We start from the raw sequence: 2,491 nt of genomic DNA, 5'->3' as shown, positions 1-2,491 counted from the left end.
GTAAGCGTGTCGTCGATACCGTCTTGACGCTGATTTGAGTTAAGTACGCGCGGGAAGCTGAGCAGCAATGGCCCACGGCGCGAGGTCGCCGATACGATTGATTGGATGATCGGCGACGCGAGCGAGGACGAAGCGCAGATATGCCTCGGGATCAACGTTGTTGAGCTTGGCTGTGCCGATCAGGCTGTAGATCGCTGCGGCCCGTTCGCCGCCCGAGTCCGCCCCCGCAAACAGATAGTTCCGACGGCCTATCGCCACGCCGCGCAATGCGCGTTCGACCGGCAGGTTGTCGATCTCAAGGCAGCCGTCCTCGCAATAGCGTGTAAGCGCATCCCATCGGTTCAAGGCATAGAGAATCGCGCGACTTGTATCGGACTTGCGCGAGAGCGTCTCCAATGCGGTGGTGAGCCACGCATGGAGTTGATCGAGCAGTTGCCGCGCGTGTTGTTGCCGGTACGCGCGGCGTTTATCGGGTGGTTTGCCACGGATGTTCTCTTCGACCTTGTACAGAGCTCCAATGCGCTCGAGTGCTTCGGTATTCAGCGCATTTGGACGCGCCGCGTGGAGTTCATAGAACTGTCTTCGCGCGTGGGCCCAGCATGCCGCTTCGGCGACACGTCCTGTTTCGTAGATGGCCTGGTAGCCGCCGTACGCATCGGCCTGCAACGTGCCGCTAAACGATTCAAGATGCTCCTGCGGATGGATGCCCTTGCGATCCGGCGTATAAGTGAACCACACGGCCGGCGGCGTCATGTCGCCCGATGCCCGATCGTCACGCACATACACCCACAGACGGCCGGTCTTTGTCTTGCCGGCACCAGGCGCGAGCACTGGCACGGGGGTATCGTCAGCGTGAAGTTTGGTTGCTGCCATAACGTGCAGGCGCAACGCGTTGACCAGTGGCTGCAGTAGCGCAGCACTGTGGCCGACCCACTTCGCAAGCAGCGAGCGATCAAGCTCCACGCCCTCGCGCGCATACATGACCGATTGCCGGTAGAGCGGCAAGTGATCCGCGAACTTCGAGACCAGGACGTGAGCCAGAAGGCCGGGGCCAGCCATACCGCGTTCGATGGGGCGACTCGGGGCAGCGGCCTGCGCAATATGCTCGCAGCACGAACAGGCAAACCTGGGGCGCACATGGCGGATCACGCGGAAGCTCGCCGGTACGTATTCGAGTTGTTCGGAGACGTCCTCGCCCAGTTGCTTCATCCGGGCACCGCATTCGGTACAGGTCTGGTATGACTCAGGCAGATGTGTCTGGATCTCTCTGGGCAGATGCTCCGGCAACGGCTTACGCTGCACCTGTTCCGGTGCGGTGCGCGGTGCCCTGGAGATTTCGACGGGCGTGGCACCTTCATCTGCTTCGAGCTCCTCCAGACGCAGTTCGAGTTGCTCGATCTGATGGTCCAGCTTCTCCGATTTGCGTCCGAACTGCATGCGGCGCAGCTTCGCAATGAGCAGCTTCAAGTGCTCGATTTCGGCCTTGCCAGTCGCGATTGCAGCCTTCTGTGAATCGACCACGTTCTGCATACGTTCGAGCTGCGCGTCGCGTTCGCGCAGCATGGCCTTCAGGGTCTCGATGTCGTCTGGAAGGGTGTTCGCAGAAGTCATGCCGACAGTTTACGCGTCGGCGCCGACGTTTACAACGCGGAAGTGGGCCGCGCGGTGCGTGTCGGTTGGCGCCAGTCGATGCCCTCGAGCAGCATCGACAACTGGGCGGGGCTCAGGCATACCGTGCCACTTGTGGCCTGGGGCCAGACGAAGCGGCCCTTCTCAAGGCGCTTCATGAGCAGGCATAACCCATCGCCGCTCCACCAAAGCACCTTGAGCAGATCACCTCGTTTCCCCCGGAAGACGAAAACATGACCACTGAACGGGTCGCGTTCGAGTACGGTCTGCACCTTCGCGGCAAGACTGTTGAAACCCGCACGCATGTCGGTTACGCCTGCGGCCAGCCAGACGCGGCAGCCGCCTGGCAAGCCCACCGCCGACGGAAGCATGAGTACATTCACCGTGACAGCCCTCGCACTATCTCAATCAGGGTTGCCGTGGAAATATGACCGCTCAGGCGCAAGCGCACCTGACCACACTCGATCTCATACACACGATCCGAACTGGATGGCAGGGAACCCGGCGCATTCGCCGCCTGAGGCGCCAGCGTCACAGGCATCCAGTTCAGGGCGGCAGCCTCATGCGCAGCGAAGGCAGTAGCCGCAACATCCGGCAGACCGTAGTCGCCTGCCAGGTAGTGGCGGCGCCATTTGAACAGCAGATTGGCATTGATGCCATGCTCACGCGCGATGAACGCGGCAGACGCCTCTGGAGCGAGCGTCGCTTCCACGATCTGCCGCTTGAATTCCACCGAGAAGTTGGGGCGTTTGATTCGCCTGGCTTGCGTTGCCGTATCCATGATGGTGTCCACCATTTATTTGGTGGGCACCAAAGTAGCCAAATTCAACGTCTATTGCTACACGGTACTGGCGACACGCTT

General features: G+C 61.1%; 3 protein-coding genes. All 3 read right to left on the bottom strand.

The window, feature by feature from the left end:
* Nucleotides 1–39: 39 nt before the first annotated feature.
* Genes tnpC through tnpA form a run of 3 tightly spaced genes read right to left on the bottom strand, consistent with a single transcriptional unit; the run spans nucleotide 40 to nucleotide 2,410 of the window.
* Nucleotides 40–1,611 carry an IS66 family transposase gene (gene tnpC, locus PQR53_RS38735; protein ID WP_408465856.1) on the bottom strand — a complete coding sequence of 524 codons (1,572 nt, stop codon included), beginning with the start codon at nucleotides 1,609–1,611 and terminating at the stop codon, nucleotides 40–42.
* Between the two features lie 29 nt (nucleotides 1,612–1,640).
* Nucleotides 1,641–2,000 (bottom strand): IS66 family insertion sequence element accessory protein TnpB, encoded by a 360-nt coding sequence (gene tnpB, locus PQR53_RS38730; protein ID WP_408341257.1) that lies wholly within the window; start codon nucleotides 1,998–2,000, stop codon nucleotides 1,641–1,643.
* An 8-nt stretch (nucleotides 2,001–2,008) separates the two neighbouring features.
* A complete protein-coding gene (gene tnpA / locus PQR53_RS38725) occupies nucleotides 2,009–2,410 on the bottom strand; it encodes an IS66-like element accessory protein TnpA (protein ID WP_408465854.1) in 402 nt (133 codons plus the stop codon).
* Between the last annotated feature and the right edge of the window lie 81 nt (nucleotides 2,411–2,491).

The organism is Paraburkholderia fungorum (assembly GCF_046027605.1).
Lineage (GTDB): Bacteria > Pseudomonadota > Gammaproteobacteria > Burkholderiales > Burkholderiaceae > Paraburkholderia > Paraburkholderia fungorum_F.
This window is presented reverse-complemented; position numbering and strand designations above follow the sequence as displayed.